Here is an 18,826-nt window from a genome sequence, read left to right on the forward strand (position 1 = left end):
GCATGCAGCTGGTCACCGAGGACAACATCACGGAACTCGCGGAGCGGCGCTGGGCCACCGCGAAGGACCCGCGGACCGCTCAGCTGATGACCGCGCTCGTCCGGCACCTGCACGACTTCGCCCGCGAGGTGCGGCTCACCGAGGCCGAGTGGATGGCCGCCATCGGGTGGCTCACCGCGACGGGGCAGATCAGCGACGAGAAGCGCGAGGAGTTCATCCTCGCCTCCGACGTGCTCGGGCTGAGCATGCTCGTCGTGCAGATGAACCACCGGTTCTCCCCCGAGGCGACACCGGCCACCGTGCTCGGGCCGTTCCACATCGACGGCTCCCCCGAACTCGGTTTCGGCGGCGACATGTCCGACGACGTGCCGGGAACTCCGCTGTACCTCACCGGAACCGTGCGCTCGCTCGACGGGACGCCGGTGGCGGGCGCGGTGCTCGACGTCTGGCAGGCCGACGCGGACGGCGCGTACGAGGCGCAGCTCGACGTCGACGAGGCGCGGTTGCGGGCGAAGTACCGGGCGGAGGCGGACGGCTCCTACTGCGTTCGCACGATCACGCCGAAGGGGTACTCGATCCCGATGGACGGCCCGGTCGGCGACCTGATCGGACAGACCGAGATCAGCCACTTCCGGCCGGCGCACGTGCACTTCCTGGTCACCGCCGACGGCTTCGAGCCGCTGATCACGCACCTGTTCGAGGAGGGTGCCGAGTACCTCGACAGCGACGTCGTGTTCGGCACCAAGCAGGAGCTGGTGGTGACGTTCGAGCCGAGAGAGCCCGGTCCAGCGCCGGACGGCAGCACGTGCGCCGTGCCGTGGGTGGAGGCCCGGTTCGACTTCGTGCTCCAGCCGTGCACGCCGCACTGATCACTCGTCCCGGTCAGCCGCCGTCGCCCGTTGACCGGGACGAGCCCGTGCCCCAGCCCGACCAGGTCGTCGTCGACGTTCTCGCGGCCCCGATCACGCCGCTCGACCTGTTGTGCGCCACGGGAACCTCGTACTTCGGTGTGCCCGCGACGCCCTACGTGCCCGGCGTGCAGGGCATCGGGACGGTCGACGGGCGAGCGGTGTGGTTCCCCACCAGCGCGGGAATGGCCGCGGGCGACGGGAGCATGGCCACGAAGGCGTTGGCGCGCAAGGAAGATCTGGTGTTCCTGCCGGACGGCGCGAAACCGGTCGCGATCGCCGCGCTCGGGCTGTCCGCCGTCGCCGCGCACATGGCGTTGACGTGGCGCGGTGAGCTCGTACCGGGCGAGTGCGTGATCGTGCTCGGTGTCGGCGCGGTCGGGCAGGCCGCGATCCAGCTCGCCCGCCTCGCCGGAGCCGGTCGCGTGGTGGCCGCCGCCCGGTCGGAAGCCGGCCGGCAACGGGCTGTGCGCGCCGGCGCCGACGCGGTGGTGTCGTTGGACACCGACCACCTGGCGATGCAGTTCCTCGAGACCGCGTCCGGTGCGGACCTCCTGCTCGACCCGCTGTTCGGCGCGCCCGCCGCCGCGGCCGCCCAGGCGCTGCGCCCCGGTGGGCGATGGGTGAACCTCGGCGGCTCGGCGGGCGAGACGTGCTCGATCACCTCGTCCACGTTGCGCAGCCGGTCGTTGCGGCTTTCCGGCTACACCAACAACGAGCTCACCGCGCAGCAGCGCGCGGAGGCCATCTCGACCGTCGCCAGGCATGCGGCGCGCGGTGAGCTCGTCGTCGATCACGAGGTGGTGCCGCTGTGCGACGTCACCGATGCCTGGCACCGCACCAGGCACGGCCGGGTGGTGCTCATCCCGTGAGCCTTCGGACGGTGAGGTCCGGGTTGCGGGCGATCTCCCGTTCGGTGAACACGCCGGTGACCCACTTCTTCTGCGTGTAGAGGTGTGCCTGGTCGGTGTGGTGCGGCGACGAGCGGTCGGCTGACTGGCCGTAGATCAGCAGTGAGCTCATGCGCGGGCCGTTCTTCGTGAGCTCCACGGCCATGACAAAGCTGGATCCGTGCGGAATCCGGTCCGTCGGTTGCGGTGCACCTGGGACGGAGATGACGTTGAAGCACCCTTCCGGGCCGCGGCAGCCGTGGATCGGGATGCCCTCGTACTGCTGGACGTCGTCCAACCGCACGTTGACCGCGATGCCCGCCACCTCGAATGCCTTCACCGCCTCGGCGAAAGCTCTCTGGACGCCAGGGTCTGCGGCGTTGAGGTCGCGCGGGGTGTGCGCCGGGTCGGCCGGGTCGAACGGCACCCGCCACATGGTGACGTCGGGCCGTCCGGCGAACTGGATGAACGTGCGCCAGAAATAGGCGCCTCGGCTGCTCTCGCCGGTGTCACCGGTTCCTGGCCAGGTCGACAGCGCCGCGCAGGCCGCGCGGACGTCGACGGCGCGGCCGTCACGGCCGGGCAGCGTCGGGTTGGCCTGGCACATCGCCACGACGGCGGCGAGGCCCTGTTCGGCGGTGAGGTTGCGGTTGCCGAGCGCTGCTTGCTCCAGAGTGGACAGTGTGAACGGCTTGCCGTCGGCGATCATGTCCAGGCCCATGCGGGTGCGCGGTGAGCGTGGAGTGCCGACGTCGCCGACGATCGACGGATAGCCCGTCAGCGGTGCGGCCGGGTTCGCCAGCCACGGGCTGTCGTTCATGTTGCTGACGTGGTCGTTCCTGACCAGGCTGGGCAGACTGCTGGGGCTGAGCTTGCCTTCCCAGCGGCACGACCCGCGGCTGCCGTCGAGGATCACGATGCCGATGTTCGGTTCCGTGCCGCAACGCGCGCGCAGCTCGTCACTGATGTTCGGAACGACCTGGACATCGCCGTAGTAGGCCGTGCCGGTGGCGTCCGCGGCGATCGTGTTCACCCATGGCAGTGCCTGGTGCCGGACGAGTGCCGAGTGCAGGTCCGGGACGCTGCGGGCGCGGGCGATGGCGAGCCACTGGTCGATGACCTTCAGGTTGCCGTGGTTGGCGTCGCGCAGCACGTACGCCGTGGTGTCGGTCCATTGCAGCGCCCTGGAGTCCTCGACCAGCGGGCCGTCCGGCGTGCGGTACAGCGTCCTGGTGGTGCCGGCCACGGTGATCTGCTCGGCGATCATGCGGCGCACCTGGCCGTCGACGACGTAGCTGGTGGGGTCGCCCGGCACGAGGGTCAGTTTCGAGAGCGTCATCGTCTGCGCCTCGGACGCCGTGTGGGTCCAGCCCAGCCGGTCGTTGTGGCCGATGTTGACCACCGGCACGCCGAACAGGCCGGCCCCGCTCACGTTGAGCTCACCGGGGATCGTGAGCTGGTGCTGGTAGAAACGCCAGTTGTCGTCCCACTGGAAGTGCGGGTTGCCCAGCACCATCCCGGTGCCCGCCGCGGTCGCCGACCTGCCGAGCGCGATGCCGTTGCTGCCCGGCCGTTGTTCGGGACGTTGCACCTCTTGGGTGGCAGCGACCGGGACGCCCGGTGGCTGGGCGGACACGATCGCGTCCTGGAACCCCTCGCTGCCGGTGAGACCGGCGACCTGGTGCACCCGGCGCCACACGTCGAGTTCGGTGATCGGCCGCACCCACTTCGCGCCACCACAGGCATCCGGCGTCTTCGCCAGATAGCGGTTGAACCCGGTGACGTATCCGCGCACGAGGTCCCGTGCCTGCCTCGACTGGCCGGGAAGCTGCCGTTCGACCACTTTGGACTCGTTGAGCCGCTGGTAGTAGAGGTCGCTCTCCAGGTTCTCCTGCCCGAACCACTTCGTGCGTTCCGCCGACAGCGTCACCACGATGTCCGCCATGACGCACGCGTTGTCCTCGGCGAACGCGTACCCGAGCCCCAGCCCCACACCCCGGTAGTCCGACGCCAGGACGTGCGGGATGCCGTACGAGGTCCGCCTGATCTTCGTACCGCTGTCCGCCACGGCCGGCGGTGATGTGGCCACAACTCCAGCCGCCACAAGCGATATCGCCAGTAATCGACGCATTCTGTTCCCCCTGTTTCATTCGTTGTGCAGGACGGTGGCGATCGAGAGGTGAGCCGCTCCCCTGGCGGGAACGAGCGCACCCAGCACCGCGATCACGACTCCGGTGAACGCCAGCAAGGCGAGCGCGGGAGCGTGGTAGACGTTCATCAGGATGTCGACTGCGTCGGCCTGGCCCGCGTGCGCCATGGCCGGCACGACCAGCTGGTGCACGGCGATGCCGACAGGTACGCCGACCAGTCCGCCGATCACGCCCAACGCGCCCATCGACGTCACCAGCAACACGGTCACCTGGCGCGGAGTCATGCCGATGGACTTGAGCATGCCGAGATCACGGCGGCGCTCGCGGGCGTTGAGCACGACGGTGTTGAACACACCGAGCGCCGCCACCGCACCGAGCACCAGCGTGAGCACGAGGGCGGCGCTGATGATGATCACGGCCGTGGACGACGTGCCGTCACGCGGCGGCAGCACGCGCAGTCCGGGATCCTTCGCCGCCACCGCGGCGGTGAAGGTCTCGCGGTTCGTGCCGGGTGCCATCCGCACCTGGTAGGAGTCGGCGCGCGCACCGGGCGCGAGTACGTCCGAAGTGGACCAGTCGGCGAATATCTCGTCGGCGTTGTTGGTCAGCACGACACCGACGATCCGCACCTGCGTCCGGTTGGTTCTCGCTGCGACGGTGATGGTGTCGCCGACCGCAAGACCGCGCTGGTTCAGGAACCTCGACGGGACGACGACCTCACCGGGACCAGGCCAGTGCCCGGTCAGCACGCGCGGGCCGAGCGCGCCGGTGTCCCCGCGGTAGAACAGGATCGTGGCCTTCTGGGTGCCACCGGCGATCTCGGTTTCGAGCTGGGACGAGGCCAGCACAGCCGCCGTGCCGGGCAGGGCACGCAGCATCGACTCGTCCTCGGCGTCGCCCAGCTCGGCGACCGGCGCCTCCCTGCCGGGTGCGGGCAGTCCCAGCGGTGGCCCGGCCAGCAGCTCGACGCGATCGGTGTGGCTGGGCCGGACCGCGTCGTTGTAGGCCGTCATCGACATGGTCACGCCGACCGCGAGCGTCACGGTCATGACGCCGAGCACGACCGAGGCCAGCGTCAACGCACTGCGTCCTGCCCTGGCGAACGGCATGCCGAGCCCGAGGCTGACCGACCGCGGCAACCTCGTTCCGCTCAGCCACCGCTGGATCCGCAACGCTCGCCCGGTGTGCGCGGACGTGCCCGCGCTGATCGCCCGCGCCGCCGGCAGCCTGCGCGCCCGCAGCGCCGGCACGAGCGCGGCCGACACCACCAGCACCGGCATGCCCAGTGCCGCGACGACGTTCACCCACGGCGCGAAGCTCAGGTTCTCCACCCCGAACCCGTCGACCGCGTCCTGCACGACCGGTTTCGCGAAGAAGTTGCCCGCGACCGTGCCGAGCGCGCAGCCGACGAACGCCGGGATCGAGACCATGACCAGGTACACCGCCATGACCTGGTTCGGCGTGAAGCCGATCGCCTTGAGCATCCCGATGTGCCGCAACCCCGCGACCACCGCGCCGCTCACCACGTTGGCGACGATCAGCACCGCCACCACGAGCCCGAGCACCCCGAAGATCATCAGGAACGGGATGAACACCCCGAGCTCGGACGTGGCCTTGTCCTTGACGGTGAGGTGCGAGAGCGTGCCGAGCAGCGCGTCCTCGGGGATCCCCGAGGTGACCTGGGCCTGGCCCGCGTCGACGTCCGCCGCGGTGTCGGCCTTGGTGAAGCGGTACAGCATCTGGAGCGCGGTGGGCTGGAGTGCTTTTGCCTGTTCGGGGGTGACCCACGCGTCGGCGGACCCGGTCACCGAGTGGGCGAACCCCACGACGGTCAGCACGGGACGGCCCGGCAGCGAGATCCTGGATCCCACCTCCGTGCGGCCTGTTGAGCCCGGCGTGCGGTTGAGGACGATCTCGCCGGGGTTGGTGGCCCATCGGCCCTGCCACACCGAGACGCGGTCGACCGGGCCGCCGGGATCCGGCCGCCCCACCACGGTGAGGGCGCCCAGGAAGACGTCGCTCTCCGAGGTGTCCACAGTGGTCTGGAGGAACGGGCCGGCCGACTCGGTGTCCTCGGCGGCGCGCTCGAGGTCGGCCTCGGAGACCTTCGCCGGGTCGAAGGCGGCGGACAGGTGCGCGCCCTGCTGGGTGGCGAAGGCGCGGTCGAACGGGGCGGCCGACGCCTCCAGCAGGCCGAGCGCCATCACGAGGGTCGCGCTCGCGGCGCACACCACGACGGCAATGACGATCGTCTGCAGCTTCCGGCGCCGCACCGCCGCCCACGCCGCCGACCACACGGGATTCACGACGTCCGCTCCAGGCTGTGCTCGCGCGCGATCCGGCCGTCCACGACCTCGATCAACCGCGTCGCGCACCGGGTGGCGAGCCGTTCGTCGTGCGTGACCAGCAGCAGCGTCTGGCCGATCTGGTTGAGGTCGAGCAGCAGGTCCATCACCTGCTCGCCGGACCTGCTGTCCAGCGCACCGGTCGGTTCGTCGGCCAGCAGCAGCGCCGGGCGGTTCATCAACGCCCGCGCCACCGCGACCCGCTGCCGCTCGCCTCCGCTGAGCTGCGCCGGGTAGACGTTCTTGCGGTTGGTGATGCCGAGCTCGCCGAAGAGCTCCAGCGCCCGTTTGCGCGCCTGACCCGCCGTGGTGCCGGCCAGCTGTGCGGCCAGTGCGACGTTGTCCAGCGCCGACAGGTCGTCCAGCAGGTTGAAGAACTGGAAGATCATGCCGATGCCGCGCCGGCGGAACAGGGCCAGTCCGGTCTCGCTGAGCGCCCCCAGGTCGGTGCCGTGCACGACCACCGAGCCGGACGACGGCCGGTCCAGGCCCGCGATCATGTTCAGCAGCGTCGACTTGCCGCTGCCCGACGGGCCCATTACCGCGACCGCCTCGCCCGCCCGGACGGTCAGCGACAGTCCGTCCAGCGCGACCGAGTCGCTGTACTCCTTGCGCACGTTCGTCATCTCGACGACTGCGTCCCCGTTCTGCATGCCGCAATCCTGCTCAGCGACGCGCCCCTGGGCGTCAGTCCGGGGACGTAACCTGCCGGGCCGCGTCATCCCTGGGATGTAGGGGCTGCATCCGGGGTTTGATGCGCGGCCGGTTCCCGTTCTGGGACAGTGGCGGGGTGTGGGAGCTGTGGGTAGCCGTCGCCGCCTGCCTGGTCGCGGCGTTTCTCGCGGTGCGGCTGGCAGCGGCACGACGCGCGTACACCCGTGCGGTGGAAGAACGAGGTTGGCTGCTTGAGCGGGAACGAGAGAGTGCCGCCCGCAACGCCGTCGATGCCGAACGGGCCAGGATCGCGCGCGAGCTGCACGACATCGTCAGCCACAACGTGAGCGTCATGGTCGTGCAGGCCGGGGCCGCACGCCGGGTGCTCGACACTCACGCCGGTGAGGTGACCGACGCGTTGCTGGCCGTGGAGAACGCCGGCCGCGACACGATGACCGAGCTGCGGCACATGCTCGGCCTGCTCGCACCCGCCGCCGACAGCGACGACCTGCTCTCCCCGCAACCCGGCCTGAGTCGGCTCAGCTCGCTGGTCGACCGGATGTGCTTCGCCGGCCTGCCGGTGGAGGTGCGCATCTCCGGCGAGCCGCGGCCGTTGCCGTCCGGGGTCGACCTGGCGGCGTACCGGATCGTCCAGGAAGCGCTGACGAACGCCTTGAAGCACGGCGACGGCCGCCAAGCGGAGGTCACCGTGCGGTACGCGGACCACCACCTGCGGGTCGAGGTGCTCAACACCGGCCCCAGCGCGCTGTCCGGCACCCCGGCGTCCACAGAGGACGGCCGCGGCCTGCTCGGCCTGCGCGAACGAGTGGCCGTGCTCGGCGGCGACCTCGACGCGCGCAGGCGGCTCGGCGGCGGGTTCCGCGTCCGGGCCAAGATCCCGATCGAGCGACCGTGACCGCGCCCCGCGTCGTGATCGCCGACGACCAGGCGTTCGTGCGCATCGGTTTCCGCATGATCCTGACCTCGGGCGGCATCGAGGTCGTCGGCGAGGCGGCCGACGGCGTCGAAGCGGTGGCGGCCGTGCGCGACCTGAAGCCCGACGTCGTGCTGATGGACATCCGCATGCCCACGATGGACGGCCTGGAAGCCACCCGCCGCATCATGCGCGAGCCCGGCGACTGCCGCGTGCTCATGCTGACGACGTTCGACCTGGACCGCTACATCTACGAGGCGCTCGCCGCGGGCGCCAGCGGTTTCCTGCTCAAAGACGTCACGCCGGAACACCTCGTCGCCGCCGTGCGCCTCATCGAAACGGGCGACGCCCTACTCGCACCGTCGATCACCCGCCGGCTCGTGGAACGTTTCACCGCCGATGCGCCACCTGCGCCTCTAGTGCACCGGGACCTCGCCGCGCTGACCCCGCGCGAGCGTGAGGTGCTGACGCTGGTCGGGCACGGCCGGTCGAACTCCGAGATCGCCGCCGACCTGACGCTCAGCGAGGCGACGGTCAAGACGCACGTGGCCCGCATCTTCGCCAAGCTGGAACTGCGGGACCGCGCCCAGGCAGTGGTCCTCGCCTACGAGACAGGGTTGGTGACGCCGGGCGCGTGAGTCAGGCGCCGATCGGCTTGCGCACCTCGGTGGCGCCCGCGGCCCCGTACTCGGAGACCAGCGTCTGCTCGATCAGCTCGTCCTGCGTCACGCCCTGGTTTCTCGCGACCTGCCCCAGCGCGATGTCGGCGATGTCGAGTGCCGACAGGAGTTCGAACTTCCACGTGCCGCTCTCCCGGGCGAACCGAAGGTAGGCAGGTGACGCCCGTTCGGGGAGGACCACTTCGCCCAGCGCGTTGTCACCGGTGATCGTGAACTTTCTGAGCCTGTCGCTGCTCATGCTCGTGTCCGCGGCCATGCCCTCGTCGATGGCTGCCTGCACCAGCTCCTTCGGCGACGCGCCACGCAGCACCTCAGGCTCCAGGTAGCCACGCATCGAGTACACGACGATCTGCTTGCCTGGTGTCAATGCGACGATCTCCTGCTCGGTACCGGTGAGTGCGAGCTTCCTGAAATCGTCGTACACGCGGAAAGTGGACTCCGTCAGCACCGAGACCGCGGTGGCGCCGTCCTGGGCGACGGCGGCTTTGATGTAGGTGTCGAACGCGGTGCGGACGACCTGCGACTCGCCGGAGGATCCGGCCGATCCAGCCGTCGGAGTGGACGATGTGGACGACCTGTTGTTGCCACACGCAGCCACGAACAGACACAGGGCGACCAGGAGAACCCGCTTCACGCGCGGAGCGTAGCCAGTCAGGCGTTCTCCAGAACGAAGAACAGGAAGCTTGGCGCCGTCGCCAGCAGCTCGAAGTCGCCGGGGAACAGGTCACGGGCTTCCGGCGCCGGCGGTGGCTCGCTGATGCGCGAGATCCGGAACCCGGCCGCGAGGAACGCGTCGGTCATCGCGTGCAACGGCCGGTTCCAGAACGTCACCCGCACCATCTGGTCACCCACCTGCCATTCCGCCGGCGCGGCGTAGGTCTCGAAGTAGTCCGGCCTGCGCCCCGCCATGCGCTCGATGATGTACTCGGCGGTGGGGTGGTTGACCGAGACGATCAGCCGGCCGCTGGGCCGCAGCACGCGCCGTGCCTCGGCGAGCGTCGGCCCCCAGTCCTCCAGGTAGTGCAGCACCAGAGACGCGATGACGTCGTCGAAGGAGTCGTCGGGGAACGGCAGCGGGTCGGCGAGGTCGGCCACCCGCAGGTCCGCGTCGGCACCGAGCCGCAGCCGCGCCTGCTTCAGCATTCCGGCGCTGGAGTCGACGCCGCTCACGGTCGCGCCTCGGTCACGCAGCGCGGCGAACAACGGGCCCGCGCCACAGCCGGCGTCCAGGATCCGCCGCCCGGCAACGTTTCCGGCGAGGGCGAGGGTCGCCGGCCGTTCGTAGTAGGCGTTGAACAGGTTCTTCTCGTTGTCGGCCGTGTATGCCTCGGCAACGTCGTCGTAATCGTTCTGCTTCACCCCGGTCATGTGATCGATCTTGGCACGAGTTCGTACCGGTCTTTCGCACGGCGTTTCCCGGTACGAGACACGAGAAGCCCGTTGTGCCTGGATGCGCCCACTACACCGGTTCAGCCGAATGACATCGATGTCGGCGCCGGGAAATCCTGTCTTGTCTGTCTTGTTGACCATCTGACGAGCGAGACCGAAGCTTCCTGGCAACGTTGTCAGGAAGATGATCGGAGCTCGCAATGGCGCAGGACTTCGGCAGCGGCGTCTCGCGGCGGCAGGCGTTGACGACGGGTGGCGGACTGCTCGCCGTCTTCGGCTTGAGCACGCTGTTGCCCAGCAGCGCGGTGGCCGCACCGGAGCAGGCCGCGGCGCAGGCGAAGGCCGTGGACCTCGCGTTGTTCCGGCCGGTGTCGGTGTCGTCGACGGACTACGCGGCGACGCCCGCGGAGTTCGCCGTGGACGGTCTGGCGCAGGTCGGCGTGCAGGGGTCCGGCTGGCGGGCTGGGCAGGGCGACGCGCAGTGGATGATCGTCGACCTGCAGGGCCGGTGCGAGATCAGCTCGGTGGTGCTGACGTTCGAGGCCAAGCCCGGCGACCCGGCGTTCGACGCCAACGCGTCCCGTGCCGACACCATCGGCACGGAGATCCTCTCCAGCTTCGCGGTGGTCTTCGATCTCGACGTGTCCGACGACGGCAAGGTCTGGCACACGGTCCACACCACGGAGGCCGGCACTGGCGGTGTCGTCACCATCCCGTTCACGCCCGTCGTCAAGGCGCGCTGGGTCCGGTTCTCCGCGTCGCGCAGATCGACGACCAACCCGTTGGGGCTCAACGGACTCCAGGTCTACGGCACGAGCAGGGACAACCGGCCCGCGGTGAAGGGCTGGACCAACTGGCCGGTCCAGAACCACGAGAACCCCGCGCTGACCGTGGCCGCCGACGGGTCGGTGCCGCTCGAGTCGGGCTGGGTGCTGACCATGCAGGACTTCGCGGCCGTCAAGGACGGCGCCGCGCTGTCCGGGCCGGGCGTCGACACCCGCGGCTGGGTGCCCGCGAGCGTGCCCGGCACGGTGCTCGCGTCGCTGGTCGAGCAGGGACATCTGCCGGATCCGGTGTACGGCATGAACAACCTGAAGATCCCGGAGGCGCTGTCCCGGCACGCGTGGTGGTACCGGCGCACGTTCGGCCTGCCGAGCGGGTTGGACACCGGCACCGGCAGGCACGTCTGGCTGGAGTTCGACGGCATCAACCACGAGGCCGAGATCTGGCTCAACGGCGCCAGGATCGGTGACATGCGCAACCCGTTCGGCCGGGCCGCGATCGACATCACCGGCGCGCTGCGCAAGAGCGGCGAGCAGAACCTGGCCGTGCGGATCGCACCGATGCCGTTCCCCGGCAGCCCCGGCGACAAGGGGTCGCGCGGCGAGGCGTGGGTCGGCGCGAACAGCACGATGTTCAAGAACTCCCCCACCTACCTCGCGGTGTCCGGCTGGGACTGGATGCCCGCCGTCCGCGACCGCGCCTCCGGCATCTGGAACCACGTCCGCCTGCGCTCGACCGGTGCCGTGGTGCTCGGCGACCCGCGCATCGACACGAAGCTGCCGGACAAGACGACCGCCGAGGTCACGTTCACCGTGCCGGTCCGCAACGTCGAGTCGTCCGAGAAGCGCGTCACCGTCACGGCGGAGTTCGACGGCATCAAGATCACCAGCGACGTCACCGTGCCCGCGAACTCCGAGACGGCCGCGGTGTTCTCCCCGGCCACGCACCCGCAGATGCGGATCAAGAACCCGAAGCTGTGGTGGCCCAACGGGTACGGCGACCCGACGCTGCACGACCTCGAGCTGACGGTGACCAACGGCAACGCGGTCAGCGACGAGAAGTCGCTGAAGTTCGGCATCCGGCAGATCACCTACCAGTACGACCTGCCGATCACGATCGTCGACGGGTTCGCCGAGCAGACCGTCGACGTCGGCGCCCAGCAGGCCCGGCACGTCCGGATGCAGGGCGGCAAACGCGCCACCAGCTGGGGATTCTCGCTCTACACGCTGTCCGTTGTGGACAGCAAGAACCCGGGGACGGACCTGGCGCTGGGCAAGACCGCGAGCTCGTCCTCGAACTCCGACGGCACCTCACCCGGCGCGGTCGTCGACGGCGACCCGAGGTCGCGGTGGAGTTCGGAGTACCGGGACGACGAGTGGGTGCAGGTCGACCTCGGCGCGACGACCTCGTTCGACCGCGTGGTCCTGCGGTGGGAGACGGCGTACGCGGCCACGTACAAGCTCCAGGTGTCCCAGGACGGCCAGACCTGGACCGACGTCGCGGTGAAGGACAACTCCCCCAAGCCGTTGATCATCCTCGTCAACGGGGTCAAGATCTTCGCGCGCGGCGGCAGCTGGGGCTGGGACGAGCTGCTGCGCCGGATGCCGGCCTCGCGGGCCGACGCCGCGGTGGCGCTGCACAAGGACATGAACTTCACCATGATCCGCAACTGGGTCGGCTCGTCCTACCGCGAGGAGCTGTTCGAGGCCTGCGACAAGTACGGCATCCTGCTGTGGAACGAGTTCTGGCTCGGCTGGTCGGCCGACCCCGCCAACCACGACCAGTTCTTCGCCCAGGCCAAGGACACCGTGCTGCGCTACCGGTCGCACGCGTGCTGTGTGGCCTGGTTCGGTTGCAACGAGGGCAGCCCGCCGTCCTCTGTGGACAAGGTGCTGCGCGAGATCGTGCACACCAACACCGACCTGATGTACCAGCCCAACTCGGCGAGCGGCGTGATCACCGGCGACGGCACCTACCGCTGGGTGGACCCGCGCACCTACGCCACCGGCGAGGCCACGGGCGGGAAGTTCGGGTTCTGGAGCGAGATCGGCCTGCCGACCGTCTCCGTGGTGGAGTCGATGCGCAACCTCGTGGGTCAGGGCAACGCGGGCTGGCCGATCGGTGACGCCTGGTACATGCACGACTGGTCGGAGAACAGCAACCAGCAGCCGAACGGCTATAAAGCCGCCATCGACGCACGCCTCTCGCCGTCGAGCAGCCTGGAGGAGTTCTGCCGCAAGGCGCAGTTCGTGAACTACGAGAACATGCGCGCGATCTTCGAGGCGTGGAACGCCAGACTGTGGAACGACGCCACCGGCGTGCTGCTGTGGATGTCGCACCCCGCCTGGCACAGCACGGTATGGCAGACCTACGACTACGACATGGAAGTGAACGGCAGCTACTACGGCTCCCGCAAGGGCTGCGAGCAACGGCACGTGCAGGCCAACCCGAACACCTGGCAGGTCACCGCCGTCAACCACACCGCCTCCGCGCTGACCGGAGTCACGGTCAAAGCGCAGCTGCACAGCCTGGACGGCAAGCCGATTGGGCAGGCGCAGCAGCAGAAGCTCGACATCGCGGCGACGACCGCAAGCAACGTGTTCACTGTACCGTTCGACGTCGCGTTGCCAGCGTTCCACCTGATGCGCCTCACGCTGACCGACGACAAGGGCGCGGTGATCTCCGAGAACGCCTACTGGCGTTACCGGACGGACACGTCGATGCGCGCGCTCAACCAGTTGGCTTACACCCAGCTGGCGACCACGTTGAGCGCCAACAAGAACGGTTACACCGCGACCATCCGCAACACCGGCAAGACGGTGGCCGCGATGGTCCGGCTGTCCCTGCGCGAACGCAACGGAACCGACCGCGTGCTGCCGACCCTCTACAGCGACAACTACTTCTGGTTGCTGCCGGGCGAGAGCCGGACGGTCACGATCAACCCGCAGCGCTCGGTCCGGACGCCGCGTCTGCTGGCGGAGGCGTACAACTCGGCGCCGAAGCTGACCTGAGGTCCTCGCGGCCAGGATGCCGTCGCGCTGACCACACGGTGAGCGCGACGGCCACCAGCCCCACGATCAACGAGGTCCAGATGTTCAGGCGCAGCCCGAGGATCGTGTTCGCCGCATCGATCCGCAGTGCCTCGATCCACAGCCTGCCCAAGGTGTAGAGCGCCACGTACAGCCCGAACGCGCGGCCGTGCCCGAGCCGGAAGCGGCGGTCCGCCCAGATCACCACCGCCGCCACGCCGAAGGTCCACAGCAGTTCGTAGAGGAACGCGGGGTGGAACGTCCCCAGCACGACGGGCTGACCGTCCGGTCCGATGACGGCCCGGCCGGCGTCCTGGTCCCATTCGTAGATCCGCAGCGCCCACGGCAGGTCGGTCGGTCCGCCGTACACCTCGTTGTTGAACCAGTTGCCGAGGCGGCCAATGCCCTGCGCCAGCGCGATTCCCGGTGCGGCGGCATCGGCCAGCGGCGGGAGCTTCACCCCGGCCCGCCGCGCGCCGATCCAGCCGCCGAGCGCACCGAGCGCGATCGCGCCCCACACGCCCATGCCGCCTTCCCAGATGTACAGGGCGCGGATCGGGTCGCCGCCAGGGCCGAAGTACGGCTGCCAGGACGTGGCCACGTGGTACAGGCGAGCGCCGACGACGCCGAACGGCACCGCCCAGGTCGCGATCTGGTTGATCACGCCGGGCCTGCCGCCGCGCTGCACGTAGCGGCGTTCGGTGAGCCAGGCCGCGACGAGCACGCCGGCGATGATGCAGAACGCGTACGCCCGGATCGGCACCGGACCGAGGTGCCAGACGCCCTGCGTCGGACTCGGCAGGACAGCCAGGACCGCTTCCCCCATGACCATCGCGCCAGGCTAGACAGGCCGAGGCCTGCGCACTGTGAAGTTTTAGTCGAAGTTTCAGTGCGCAGGCCTCGGTTCGTCAGGTGAGCACCACTCCCCCGACGATCGGCAGCACCACCTTGCTCACGCCGAGAGAGACGTTCAGCGCGATGCCGCTCGCCCCGGTGTCCTTGGCGATGTAGCCGTTGTGGTTGGTGACGAGCATGATGCCGATGCGGTGCCCCGCCGGGATCAACGCGTCCCTGGCGTGCAGCTTCCAGGTCACGTCGGCGGTCCCGTCGGTGGGCAACGGGGTCGAGGACTCCAGCGACAGCCGGTTCTTGGCGTCGATGGCACCCTTGGTCAGCATCGTCGCGGTGACCGCCTGGAGGGAGACGTCCGGCGGGCGGGCGCATCCGGTGCGGTCACGCAGATCGTTCTTGCCGCACACCTCCGTGGACAGCTGCAGCGGGCTGCGTTCGGTGAGCACGGCCTGAGTGCTCGGGCCGTAGTCGACGAGCAACGCCGTCAACGGGGTCGACGCGCGGTTCGAGGCGATCCTGGCCGTCACGCTGACCTCGCCGGACAACCGGGTGGCCTGGGTGAGCGGCGGCGTCACGTACGCGAGCCTGCGCGGGTCGGCAGTCTCCGGGTTGGCCATCATGATCGACTCACTGAGGTTCGCGTTGTCCCCCAGGCGTTGCGTGCCGCTGGAGACCGGCGTGGTGGTGAGCGTGCCGGACATGCCACCGGCCGCCGGGCCGAAGTACAGCGTGGTGGCCTTGGTGTCCGGTCGCGGCCAAGCCGTGGCCGTCTCCCAGCTGCCGTCGGGCTTCTGCACGTCGGCCATCGGCTCGCTCATGATCCCGTTGTCGGCGCCCTTGAGCCAGTGGTCCATCCAGAGACCCATGACGCGCTGCCACTCGGCCTGGCGGAACGAGATCGGGTCGAGGTGCCCGCCGCGGTGCAGCCAGATCTTGCGCGGCACGTTCCGGTCCGCGAGTTCCTTCCACCAGCGGCCGAACTGCGACGGCTTGACGTTCCAGTCGGCCTGGCCGTGCACGACGAACACCGAGGCGGACACGTTCTGCGCGCCCGGCCGGTAGTCGCGGGCCTTCCAGAACGACGTGTAGTCGTAGGACTCGTCGCCGTCGTCGGCGGAGAGCTTGTCGAACACCGGCTTGCACTTCGCCTTCTGCGCCGCGCTGACGACGTAGTTGGCGAGGAACGTCGGGTAGTTGGACTCCCAGCCCTTGTAGCCGATGCCCTGGTCACGGGCGTACTCGTACCAGCTGGAGATCGCGGCGATCGGCACGATCGTCTTCACGCCGGGGATGTTCGCCGCGGCCGCCGCGTTGGGCAGCGTGCCGTTGTAGGACACGCCGAGCATGCCGACGTTGCCGGTGCTCCAGCTCGCGACCGCCTCTCGCCCGTCGGCGTAGAACGCCTTCGCACGGCCGTTGAGCCAGTCCACGACCGCACGGACGCTCGCGGTGTCCTCGGGACCACCGGTGGTCGGGCAGCCGGTCGAGCGGGAGGTGCCTTGCATCTCCATCTCGACGACGGCGTACCCGCGCGGCACGAAGTACTCGTCGTACCACCGCTTGAAGCCGCGCGGCACGTTCGTCGCCGCCATCTCGGCGCCCAGCCCGTAGTAGGGGCTGGCCTCCATCACGATCGGTACTTTTCCGGCCGTGTCCGGCCGCATGACGTCGGCGGCGATCCGGTCGAGCTTGCCGTCCGCGTCACTGTCCGTTGTGGACTCGACAAAGACCGTCTCGGTGATCGCCGCGGCGGCAGGGGCCGCGTTCGAGACAGGCGTGTAGATCGTCGCGGCCGTGAGCAGGGTGGCCGCGACGAGATAGACCCTTCGCATGAGTTCCTCCGTCGGAGGGCCCGATGAAGCAGCAGGGATGGAACTCGGGCCCCACGAAGGAATCTCACCGAATCCGGCGATGTCGCCGGTACGGCCGAAAGATCTGAATCAGTACCGGTCTCAGGCGGCGACGAGTTCCTTGTCACGGCCCGGGGTCTTGACCTTGGGCTTCTTGTTCGGCAGCGACAGGCGGAACACCTTGCGCCACGCGGAGAAGACCTGCTTGGGCAGCGGGCCGGTGACGTACTCCAGCTCGTACTTGTCGAACAGCGCGCGCACCTTCACCGCGACCTCGGCGTACCGGTTGCTCGGCAGGTCCGGGAACAGGTGGTGCTCGATCTGGTGCGACAGGTTGCCGGACATGAAGTGCATGGCCTTGCTGCCGCTGATGTTCGCGGAGCCCATCATCTGGCGCAGGTACCACTGGCCGCGCGTCTCGCCCTTGATCGACCGGCGCTCGAAGGTCTGCACGCCCTCGGGGAAGTGACCGCACATGATCACCGAGTGCGACCAGAGGTTGCGGACCAGGTTCGCGGTGAACGTCGCGGCGAGCGTGGTGAGGAACGACGGGCCCGACAGCAGCGGGTGGATCACGTAGTCCTTGAGCACCTGCTTGCGGATCTTGCGGCCGACCGCACGCGCCCGAGCGCGGAACTCGGGGTTGTTGCGGCGGCGCTTGTGCAGGTTCTTGCCGAGCTCCAGGTCGTACGCGGCGATGCCGTACTCGAAGAAGCAGGCGTTGATGAAGTTCCAGAACGGCTGCGCGAGGTAGATCGGGTGCCACTTCTGGTCCTCGTCGACGCGCATGATGCCGTAGCCGAGGTCGTTGTCCTTACCGATCACGTTGGTGTACGTGTGGTGCAGCTCGTTGTGCGAGTGCTTCCACTGTTCGGCGGGCGAGACGTGGTCCCACTCCCAGGTGGTGGAGTGGATCTTCGGGTCACGCATCCAGTCCCACTGGCCGTGCAGGATGTTGTGACCGATCTCCATGTTGTCCATGATCTTCGCCACGGACAGACCGGCGGTGCCGATGATCCACGCGGGCGGGAAGAGCGAGAACAGCAGGATGCCGCGGCTGGCCAGCTCGAGCTTGCGCTGCGCCGAGATCACCTTGCGGATGTAGGCGGCGTCCTTCTCACCACGGCTGGCGATCACCTCGTCGCGGATCGCGTCGAGCTCGCGGCCGAGCTCCTCGATCTGGTCGGCGGTCAGGTGGGCGGTGGGGTCGATGGCGGTCATGAAGCTCGCTTTCCAAAGCAGTGGCTGGGGGTCGGGCCACTTCACGGGGGGAGAGAAAGTCTTTGTGGTGACGCGGTCAGCGTTCGAGGTCGCAGGGGCCCGCCGCGGCGGACACACAGGTCTGGATCAGCACGCCCTTGTCGCCCTCGGTGATCTCACCGGTGCGCAGGTCGCGGACGGCACCCGACTTGAGCGGCGTGACGCAGCCGAAGCAGATGCCCATGCGGCAGCCCGACTTCATCAGGACGCCGGCCTCTTCGCCGACGTTCAGCAGCGGCGTGGCACCGTCGGCGGCGACGGTTTTGCCGGTCGTGCTGAACGTGACCTCGCCACCCTCGCCGGCGACGACGACGGTCGGGCGGAACCGTTCGGTGTGCAGGCTCCCGGCCTTGGCGTGCTGGGCCCAGTGCGCCTCGGCTGCGTCGAGCAGGCCGGCCGGGCCACAGGCCCAGGTCTCGCGGTCGGCCCAGTCGGGCACGAGCTCGTCGAGACGGGCGAGGTCGAGCATGCCGTCGGTGTCGGTGTGCAGTTCGACCAGGCGCAGTTTCTCGTCCGCGACCAGGTCGTGCAGGTCGTTGCGGAAGATCACGTCTTGCTTGCGCGGCGCGGAGTGCACCATCACGACGTCGGCGAACTCGGTGTCGCGGAGCATGCCCATCGCGGGTGTGATGCCACTGCCGGCGGTCAGGTAGAGCACCTTGGCGGGCTTGGCAGGCGGCAGCACGAACTCACCGCAGGCCTGGTCGAGGTGGACCATCGTGCCCGGCTTCACCCGGCGGACCAGGTGGTTGCTGACCTTGCCGTCCGGGATGGCCTTCACGGTGATCGTGATGCGGCCGTCCGTCCGGCTCGTCGGCGATGTCACCGAGTACGCGCGCCACAGGCGCACGCCGTCGACGTCCACGCCGATCCGGACGTACTGGCCGGCGACGTGGCCGCGCCAGCCCCGGCCGGGCCGGATCACGATGGTGGCGGCGTCCTCTGTCTCGGGGTGCACGGCCTCGATGCGACCGCGCAGGTCGGCGCCCGCACGCAGCGGGCTGACCAGGTCGAGGTAGTCGGACGGCAGCAGTGGCGTCGTGACCAGCTCAAGCAGTTTCCACGCCCTGCTGCGGAGGGCGGTACTCGTCATGACTCCAGC

14 protein-coding genes are annotated in these 18,826 nt (G+C 69.3%); 5 read left to right on the plus strand and 9 right to left on the minus strand.

The window, feature by feature from the left end:
* Positions 1–2: 2 nt before the first annotated feature.
* Positions 3–869 carry a dioxygenase family protein gene (locus ACWGE0_RS21925; RefSeq protein ID WP_452262743.1) on the plus strand — a complete coding sequence of 289 codons (867 nt, stop codon included), beginning with the start codon at positions 3–5 and terminating at the stop codon, positions 867–869.
* Positions 854–1,780 (plus strand): quinone oxidoreductase family protein, encoded by a 927-nt coding sequence (locus ACWGE0_RS21930; RefSeq protein WP_452262744.1) that lies wholly within the window; start codon positions 854–856, stop codon positions 1,778–1,780. Before ACWGE0_RS21925 ends, ACWGE0_RS21930 begins: the two co-directional genes overlap by 16 nt.
* Here ACWGE0_RS21930 and ACWGE0_RS21935 read toward each other — a convergent pair.
* The 3 genes from ACWGE0_RS21935 to ACWGE0_RS21945 are packed head-to-tail and all read right to left on the minus strand — an operon-like array spanning position 1,770 to position 6,946.
* Complete coding sequence (locus tag ACWGE0_RS21935; protein WP_452262745.1) at positions 1,770–3,887, minus strand: penicillin acylase family protein; 2,118 nt, start codon at positions 3,885–3,887, stop codon at positions 1,770–1,772. The genes ACWGE0_RS21930 and ACWGE0_RS21935 overlap by 11 nt on opposite strands.
* 57 nt (positions 3,888–3,944) lie before the next feature.
* Complete coding sequence (locus ACWGE0_RS21940; RefSeq protein ID WP_452262746.1) at positions 3,945–6,254, minus strand: FtsX-like permease family protein; 2,310 nt, start codon at positions 6,252–6,254, stop codon at positions 3,945–3,947.
* Positions 6,251–6,946: an ABC transporter ATP-binding protein gene (locus ACWGE0_RS21945; protein WP_452262747.1), complete on the minus strand. Its 696-nt coding sequence runs from the start codon at positions 6,944–6,946 to the stop codon at positions 6,251–6,253. Before ACWGE0_RS21945 ends, ACWGE0_RS21940 begins: the two co-directional genes overlap by 4 nt.
* A 101-nt stretch (positions 6,947–7,047) precedes the next feature.
* Here ACWGE0_RS21945 and ACWGE0_RS21950 point away from each other — a divergent pair, with 101 nt between their 5' ends.
* Together ACWGE0_RS21950 and ACWGE0_RS21955 are read left to right on the plus strand one after the other, a co-directional pair.
* The gene (locus ACWGE0_RS21950) at positions 7,048–7,863 is read left to right on the plus strand and encodes a sensor histidine kinase (protein WP_452262748.1); all 816 of its coding nucleotides are present in this window, start codon (positions 7,048–7,050) and stop codon (positions 7,861–7,863) included.
* Positions 7,860–8,519, plus strand: a complete 660-nt coding sequence (locus ACWGE0_RS21955; protein ID WP_452262749.1) for a response regulator — start codon at positions 7,860–7,862, stop codon at positions 8,517–8,519. Before ACWGE0_RS21950 ends, ACWGE0_RS21955 begins: the two co-directional genes overlap by 4 nt.
* A 1-nt stretch (position 8,520) precedes the next feature.
* Here the strand turns inward: ACWGE0_RS21955 and ACWGE0_RS21960 are convergent, their stop codons facing one another.
* Together ACWGE0_RS21960 and ACWGE0_RS21965 are read right to left on the minus strand one after the other, a co-directional pair.
* A complete protein-coding gene (locus ACWGE0_RS21960) occupies positions 8,521–9,195 on the minus strand; it encodes a hypothetical protein (protein WP_452262750.1) in 675 nt (224 codons plus the stop codon).
* 17 nt (positions 9,196–9,212) lie between these two features.
* Complete coding sequence (locus ACWGE0_RS21965) at positions 9,213–9,929, minus strand: class I SAM-dependent methyltransferase (protein ID WP_452262751.1); 717 nt, start codon at positions 9,927–9,929, stop codon at positions 9,213–9,215.
* Between the two features lie 221 nt (positions 9,930–10,150).
* Here ACWGE0_RS21965 and ACWGE0_RS21970 point away from each other — a divergent pair, with 221 nt between their 5' ends.
* Complete coding sequence (locus ACWGE0_RS21970; protein WP_452262752.1) at positions 10,151–13,744, plus strand: discoidin domain-containing protein; 3,594 nt, start codon at positions 10,151–10,153, stop codon at positions 13,742–13,744.
* On the opposite strand, the gene lgt is transcribed toward ACWGE0_RS21970, so the two are convergent.
* From lgt to ACWGE0_RS21990, 4 genes are all read right to left on the minus strand, one after another.
* Positions 13,671–14,594: a prolipoprotein diacylglyceryl transferase gene (gene lgt, locus ACWGE0_RS21975; protein ID WP_452262753.1), complete on the minus strand. Its 924-nt coding sequence runs from the start codon at positions 14,592–14,594 to the stop codon at positions 13,671–13,673. The genes ACWGE0_RS21970 and lgt overlap by 74 nt on opposite strands.
* Before the next feature lie 76 nt (positions 14,595–14,670).
* Positions 14,671–16,446 (minus strand): CocE/NonD family hydrolase, encoded by a 1,776-nt coding sequence (locus ACWGE0_RS21980; RefSeq protein ID WP_452262754.1) that lies wholly within the window; start codon positions 16,444–16,446, stop codon positions 14,671–14,673.
* Between the two features lie 120 nt (positions 16,447–16,566).
* Positions 16,567–17,685 (minus strand): fatty acid desaturase family protein, encoded by a 1,119-nt coding sequence (locus tag ACWGE0_RS21985; protein ID WP_452262755.1) that lies wholly within the window; start codon positions 17,683–17,685, stop codon positions 16,567–16,569.
* Positions 17,686–17,761: 76 nt separating this feature from the next.
* A complete protein-coding gene (locus ACWGE0_RS21990; RefSeq protein WP_452262756.1) occupies positions 17,762–18,817 on the minus strand; it encodes a ferredoxin reductase in 1,056 nt (351 codons plus the stop codon).
* Positions 18,818–18,826 lie beyond the last annotated feature (9 nt).

The sequence above is a fragment of the Lentzea sp. NPDC054927 genome (genome assembly GCF_053610285.1).

Bases quoted from the DNA above. Each gene is read 5' to 3' on its own strand.
- ACWGE0_RS21925 (WP_452262743.1), top strand. From the start codon at position 3: ATGCAGCTGGTCACCGAGGACAACATCACGGAACTCGCGGAGCGGCGC.
- ACWGE0_RS21945 (WP_452262747.1), bottom strand. From the start codon at position 6,946: ATGCAGAACGGGGACGCAGTCGTCGAGATGACGAACGTGCGCAAGGAG.
- ACWGE0_RS21950 (WP_452262748.1), top strand. From the start codon at position 7,048: ATGCGCGGCCGGTTCCCGTTCTGGGACAGTGGCGGGGTGTGGGAGCTG.
- ACWGE0_RS21965 (WP_452262751.1), bottom strand. From the start codon at position 9,929: ATGACCGGGGTGAAGCAGAACGATTACGACGACGTTGCCGAGGCATAC.
- ACWGE0_RS21970 (WP_452262752.1), top strand. From the start codon at position 10,151: ATGGCGCAGGACTTCGGCAGCGGCGTCTCGCGGCGGCAGGCGTTGACG.
- lgt (WP_452262753.1), bottom strand. From the start codon at position 14,594: ATGGTCATGGGGGAAGCGGTCCTGGCTGTCCTGCCGAGTCCGACGCAG.
- ACWGE0_RS21980 (WP_452262754.1), bottom strand. From the start codon at position 16,446: ATGCGAAGGGTCTATCTCGTCGCGGCCACCCTGCTCACGGCCGCGACG.
- ACWGE0_RS21985 (WP_452262755.1), bottom strand. From the start codon at position 17,685: ATGACCGCCATCGACCCCACCGCCCACCTGACCGCCGACCAGATCGAG.
- ACWGE0_RS21990 (WP_452262756.1), bottom strand. From the start codon at position 18,817: ATGACGAGTACCGCCCTCCGCAGCAGGGCGTGGAAACTGCTTGAGCTG.